A 7,736-nucleotide genomic window follows, 5' to 3' on the forward strand; every position below is an offset into this window, starting at 1 on the left:
ATTGGTTTTGATACTGACAATGATGTCATCAATAACCCCCAAAACTTATTCCAACTTAGTGGAACTCAAAATTGGGGACTGAATAACTTTAAAAACTATAGCACTGGTTCTGGTTGGCAATCTTACAGTATTACCGTAGGAGATTACTTCACCGGAGATTTCAACTACCTCACCTTTGCCAATGACCATGATGTAGCCTCACCTGATAGTAATGGTCAGTTCCGCAATATCCAACTCTACGAGAATCAGAATAACATCAGCGTCAATATCAACGGTAATAGCAACGAATACGCTCTTTCCGCCGCCTCCCAAAATGTCACAAATGAATTCACTATCTCTGCTGATAAAACTGAACTAGGACTATCCGGTAACACCTGGAAAAAACTGGACATTGGTAGTTACAATATTACCAACAACACCATCCTGGAATTTGAATTCCAAAGCAGCAAACGAGGAGAAATTCACGGTATTGGTTTTGATACTGACAATGATGTAGTCAATAACCCCCAAAACTTATTCCAACTCAGTGGAACTCAAAATTGGGGACTAAATAACTTTAAAAACTATAGCACTGGTTCTGGTTGGCAATCTTACAGTATTACCGTAGGAGATTACTTCACCGGAGATTTCAACTACCTCACCTTTGCCAATGACCATGATGTACTTAATCCTGATAGTAATGGTCAGTTCCGCAATATCCAACTCTACGAGAATCAGAATAACATCAGCGTCAATATCAACGGTAATAGCAACGAATACGCTCTTTCCGCCGCCTCCCAAAATGTCACAAATGAATTCACTATCTCTGCTGATAAAACTGAACTAGGACTATCCGGTAACACCTGGAAAAAACTCGACATTGGTAGTTACAATATTACCAATAACACCATCCTGGAATTTGAATTCCAAAGCAGCAAACGAGGAGAAATTCACGGAATTGGTTTTGATACTGACAATGATGTAGTCAATAACCCCCAAAACTTATTCCAACTCAGTGGAACTCAAAATTGGGGACTAAATAACTTTAAAAACTATAGCACTGGTTCTGGTTGGCAATCTTACAGTATTACCGTAGGAGATTACTTCACGGGCAATTTCAACTATCTCACCTTTGCCAATGACCATGATGTAGCCTCACCTGATAGTAATGGTCAGTTCCGCAATATCCAACTCTACGAAGCTGATGATGTTAGTCCAGATTATATTCTGGGTGGATACATACCCTCTTGGCGAATTGATAGCAATACTAACCCAGAGGAAATTCCGGTTAATCAACTCACCCATTTGTTCTACGCTTTTGCAGATGTAGATCCAGACGGTAACGTTAGTCTATATGCAGATGGACTCAATGGAGATATTGATTTACTTCAATCCCTCAAAGCTGAAAATCCCAACCTGCAAATCCTCGTTTCCATTGGCGGTGCTGCAGAAGGAGATTTCCCATCAGCCGCAAATACTCAAGCATCTAGAGCCAACTTCGCTCAGTCTGCTATCCAATTCATGAAGACTAATGGATTTGATGGCATTGATATTGACTGGGAGTTTCCTGAAGCCAATGAAAATCAGAATTACATCCAATTGCTGGCACAATTGCGGCAACAAATAAATCAAGCATCTCAAAATGACGGCAAGCAATATCTCCTCACTACAGCTTTCTCTGGTTCTCCTTACCACTTATCAGCATCTGATTATGCGGTTAACCCTTACGATTTCAGCCCACAAGACTTGAAAGCAACTTCCGACTATGTGGACTTTATCAATGTCATGACTTATGACTACCACGGTTCTTGGGAGAACAGCACCAACCATCAGGCGGCTTTGTATAAAAGCACAAACGATAACACTTATAACGCCAGCAAAGTCAATACTGATTGGGCAATTCAACATTATCTGGATGCTGGGGTTCCCGCTCAGGATATTGTCTTGGGCGCTCCACTTTATGGACGCACCTGGACTGGAGTTAATCCTGGTAGCAACAATGATGGTCTATTTCAGTCAGGTACTGGTAGCGACAATCTTCCCACCTATCAGGAACTCTATAATCTATTAGGGACAGATGGCTATGAATCTTTCTGGGATGATAGTGCCAAAGTTCCCCACATCTACAGTTCTCAAACACAGGTGTTCAGCACCTACGAAAATAAGGAATCAATTTTGGGCAAAACTGATTACGTTAAACAGCAGGGAATTGGTGGTGCGTTCTTCTGGGAAATCACAGGTGATTTGCCCATCACTCATCCTGATTCCTTAATCAGTGCTGCTGCTACAAACTTGGGCATTTAGTATTTGAATATTCCCCTAGCTACGGTTACGACTAAAGCTGGGGGATTCTAAGAATTACGACTAACTCTGCTGCTCAATTCCCCTGGGTAAGCTGCCTACAGTGAGTGGAGCGATCGCATTCGGGAATGATAGGAGTGCGATCATTTCATGTCATTAATCTTGCCTTCTGCTATTTTACCAAAGCGATCGCCCTCTCACATTCCCAAAAGCGATCGCCCTTCATCCCACATTCTCCAACACAGCGATCGCATCCCACATTCTCCAAAAGCGATCGCTTAGTAATGCCCCATTAATCTACTGTATTTTCCGAGTCGGCAAGGATTTTAGTCTGTTTATACTTGACCCGTGTATCTTCAAAAATCCGTAACGATTCTTCTAGTTTTCATACGAAAAATCTATCTTTAGATAGATAAAAAGTTTCTGTTAATGTGAGATTTTACGCACGTGCGTCTCTTATTTCACAATTTCTATTAAATTTATGAATCTTTTACTCCAACCCGCGCTAACGCTGACCTACAACGAACTCACTGCCTTGTCTGGTGTAGATAAATTCTGGAATCTGTTTGATACTGCTTTTGGCACACAATACGACCGCAGTGTCGCGCAGAGTCTGCGTTTACAATGGCAAGCTGGTGATTTTAGTCAACTTCCCCAAATAGAAATTCTTGATAGTAGTATTCTTGGTGGTGCGAATGCAGCTTATGCCAGTAACACAAATAAGATTTATTTATCAGCTAATTATGTTGCAACTGCCACACCAGAAAACTTGGTTAGTACCCTGTTAGAAGAAATTGGGCATTTTGTAGATGCTCAAATTAACCTCACAGATAGCGCTGGAGATGAAGGGGCTATTTTTGCGGCGCTGGTGTTGGGTGAAAGTCTTTCAAATGACCAGTTACAGCATTTCAGAACAGAAAATGACTGGGCTGTAATCACTTTAGATGGGCAGATGATCGAGGTCGAGCAGCAGAATTTCCAGGGAACCCAGGGGAATGATTATATTACCGGCACAGATCAAGATGATTTAATTGAAGGATTAGCAGGAAGTGATTACCTCTATGGTGAAGATGGTAACGACACCATCAATGGTGGGGGTGATGACGATTACCTTATTGGTGGGAGTGGTAATGACACCATCAATGGCGATGCAGGAAATGACACCATTTATGGTGAAGATGGTGATGACACCATCTCAGGTCATGCAGGAAATGATTACCTCATTGGTCAAGATGGTAACGACACCATCAATGGTGGGGGTGATGACGATTACCTTGATGGTGGGAGTGGTAATGACATCCTCAATGGCGATGCAGGAAATGATTCCCTTTCTGGTGGTGATGGTAATGACATCCTCAATGGTGGTGATGGTGATGACACCATTATCAGTGATGCTGGCAACGACACCATCAATGGCGGGAGTGGTACTGACAGGTATTATGCTGCGGACTATAGTGACCGCTTAGTGGGATTAACCATGACCTATGACAGTGCCACAGGTAATGGCAGTATTGTTGTGGGAACAGAAACCGATACATTCACCTCCATTGAAAACTTTGACTCCTTCAGAGGTACTAACTTTGATGACATCATCGTCGGAACTCCCACCAGTGATTATTATATAAGTGGTGGTGCGGGAAATGACACCATCTCAGGTAATGCAGGAGGTGATTACCTCTATGGTGAAGATGGTAACGACACCATCAATGGTGGGGGTGATGACGATTACCTTGATGGTGCGAGTGGTAATGACACCATCAATGGCGATGCAGGAAATGACACCATTTATGGTGGGAGTGGTGATGACACCATCTCAGGTCATGCAGGAAATGATTACCTCATTGGTCAAGATGGTAACGACACCATCAATGGTGGGGGTGATGACGATTACCTTGATGGTGGGAGTGGTAATGACATCCTCAATGGTGGTGATGGAAATGACACCATTAGCAGTGATGCTGGCAACGACACCATCAATGGCGGGAGTGGTAGTGACAGGTATGCTGCGGACTATAGTGACCGCTTAGTGGGATTAACCATGACCTATGACAGTGCCACAGGTAATGGCAGTATTGTTGTGGGAACAGAAACCGATACATTCACCTCCATTGAAAACTTTGACTACTTCAGAGGTACTAACTTTGATGACATCATCGTTGGAACTCCCACCAGTGATTATTATATAAGTGGTGGTGCGGGAAATGACACCATCTCAGGTAATGCAGGAGGTGATTACCTCTATGGTGAAGATGGTAACGACACCATCAATGGTGGGGGTGATGACGATTACCTTGATGGTGGGAGTGGTAATGACACCATCAATGGCGATGCAGGAAATGATTACCTTGATGGTGGGAGTGGTGATGACACCATCTCAGGTCATGCAGGAAATGATTACCTCATTGGTGAAGATGGTAACGACACCATCAATGGTGGGGGTGATAACGATTACCTTGATGGTGGGAGTGGTAATGACATCCTCAATGGTGGTGATGGTGATGACATCATTAGCAGTGATGCTGGCAACGACACCATCAATGGCGGGAGTGGTACTGACAGGTATTATGCTGCGGACTATAGTGACCGCTTAGTGGGATTAACCATGACCTATGACAGTGCCACAGGTAATGGCAGTATTGTTGTGGGAACAGAAACCGATACATTCACCTCCATTGAAAACTTTGACTCCTTCAGAGGTACTAACTTTGATGACATCATCGTCGGAAGTCCCACCAGTGATTATTATATAAGTGGTGGTGCGGGAAATGACACCATCTCAGGTAATGCAGGAGGTGATTACCTCTATGGTGAAGATGGTAACGACACCATCAATGGTGGGGGTGATGACGATTACCTTGATGGTGCGAGTGGTAATGACACCATCAATGGCGATGCAGGAAATGACACCATTTATGGTGGGAGTGGTGATGACACCATCTCAGGTCATGCAGGAAATGATTACCTCATTGGTCAAGATGGTAACGACACCATCAATGGTGGGGGTGATGACGATTACCTTGATGGTGGGAGTGGTAATGACATCCTCAATGGCGATGCAGGAAATGATTCCCTTTCTGGTGGTGATGGTAATGACATCCTCAATGGTGGTGATGGTGATGACACCATTATCAGTGATGCTGGCAACGACACCATCAATGGCGGGAGTGGTACTGACAGGTATGCTGCGGACTATAGTGACCGCTTAGTGGGATTAACGATGACCTATGACAGTGCCACAGTTAATGGCAGTATTGTTGTGGGAACAGAAACCGATACATTCACCTCCATTGAAAACTTTGACTACTTCAGAGGTACTAACTTTGATGACATCATCGTCGGAAGTCCCACCAGTGATTATTATATAAGTGGTGGTGCGGGAAATGACACCATCTCAGGTAATGCCGGAAGTGATTACCTCTATGGTGAAGATGGTAACGACACCATCAATGGTGGGGGTGATGACGATTACCTTATTGGTGGGAGTGGTAATGACACCATCAATGGCGATGCAGGAAATGACACCATTTATGGTGAAGATGGTGATGACACCATCTCAGGTCATGCAGGAAATGATTACCTCATTGGTCAAGATGGTAACGACACCATCAATGGTGGGGGTGATGACGATTACCTTGATGGTGGGAGTGGTAATGACATCCTCAATGGTGGGGGTGATAGTGGGGAAATAGACTACATATCAGGAGGCAGTGGGAGCGATCGCTTCATCATTGGTGATGCCACTTGGATAGGTTATGATGACGGCAACGCTGCCACAAACGGTAATAACGACTATGCCGAAATCGCCGACTTTAATGAGGCTGAAGGCGATATTATTCAACTCAAAGCAGGTGTAGATTATCTTCTTAGTGTTTCCGGTACAGATACTCAAATTTTAATCGACAAACCCGGAACCGAAATCGATGAAATCATCGCCATTATTAGAAATCGCACAGACTTAAGTCTAACAGCCAGCTACTTCGACTACAAGAGTGTACCTTCAACCTTAGCGATCGCCCCCAGCAACGCGGTGCAAACAGAAGGTAACTCTGGAAGCAAAGCCTTCACCTTCAGCGTCACCCGTTCTGGTAACACCACGGGTATAAATACTGTCAAGTGGGCAGTTACAGGCACAGGAGCCAATCCCGCCAACGCCGCCGACTTTGGAGGAACATTACCAACAGGTACTGTCACCTTTGCAGCTAACGAAACCTCCAAGATCATCACAGTTAACGTCAGTGGTGATACCAGCATTGAAGCAGATGAAACCTTCACTGTCACCCTATCCAACCCTAGTAATGCAGCAACTATCACCACTGCTACCGCCACAGGAACCATTGAAAATGATGATGTAAATAAAGTCATTTTAAACATCAACGGTAGTAGCAACGAATACGCTCTTTCCGCCGCCTCTCAAAATGTCACAGATGAATTCACCATCTCGGCTGATAAAACTCAATTAGGACTTGCAGGTAACACCTGGAAAAAACTGGACATTGGTAGTTACAATATTACCAACAACACCATCCTGGAATTTGAATTCCAAAGCAGCAAACGAGGAGAAATTCACGGAATTGGTTTTGATACTGACAATGATGTCATCAATAACCCCCAAAACTTATTCCAACTCAGTGGAACTCAAAATTGGGGACTAAATAACTTTAAAAACTATAGCACTGGTTCTGGTTGGCAATCTTACAGTATTACCGTAGGAGATTACTTCACGGGCAATTTCAACTATCTCACCTTTGCCAATGACCATGATGTAGCCTCACCTGATAGTAATGGTCAGTTCCGCAATATCCAACTCTACGAGAATAAAAACCTCAGCGTCAACATCAACGGTAATAGCAACGAATACGCTCTTTCCGCCGCCTCCCAAGATGTCACAGATGAATTCACCATCTCGGCTGATAAAACTGAACTAGGACTATCCGGTAACACCTGGAAAAAACTGGACATTGGTAGTTACAATATTACCAACAACACCATCCTGGAATTTGAATTCCAAAGCAGCAAACGAGGAGAAATTCACGGTATTGGTTTTGATACTGACAATGATGTAGTCAATAACCCCCAAAACTTATTCCAACTCAGTGGAACTCAAAATTGGGGACTAAATAACTTTAAAAACTATAGCACTGGTTCTGGTTGGCAATCTTACAGTATTACCGTAGGAGATTACTTCACCGGAGATTTCAACTACCTCACCTTTGCCAATGACCATGATGTAGCCTCACCTGATAGTAATGGTCAGTTCCGCAATATCCAACTCTACGAGAATCAGAATAACATCAGCGTCAACATCAACGGTAATAGCAACGAATACGCTCTTTCCGCCGCCTCCCAAAATGTCACAAATGAATTCACTATCTCTGCTGATAAAACTGAACTAGGACTATCCGGTAACACCTGGAAAAAACTGGACATTGGTAGTTACAATATTACCAACAACACCA

3 protein-coding genes are annotated in these 7,736 nt (G+C 43.6%); all 3 read left to right on the plus strand.

Translation table 11 applies throughout. From position 1 onward, the window contains the following. On the plus strand, positions 1-2,283 hold a 2,283-nt coding region (locus NSP_RS12015), incomplete at its 5' end, for a glycoside hydrolase family 18 protein (RefSeq protein ID WP_044482763.1). Positions 2,284-2,430: 147 nt separating this feature from the next. Then, entirely contained in the window at positions 2,431-2,562 is a 132-nt protein-coding gene (locus NSP_RS27230; RefSeq protein ID WP_267897115.1) for a hypothetical protein, read from the plus strand. A gap of 199 nt (positions 2,563-2,761) precedes the next feature. After that, a partial coding sequence (locus tag NSP_RS12020) for a beta strand repeat-containing protein (RefSeq protein WP_017804098.1) occupies positions 2,762-7,736 on the plus strand: 4,975 nt, incomplete at its 3' end.

Origin of the sequence: Nodularia spumigena CCY9414, from assembly GCF_000340565.2 — a bacterium.
Lineage (GTDB): Bacteria > Cyanobacteriota > Cyanobacteriia > Cyanobacteriales > Nostocaceae > Nodularia > Nodularia spumigena.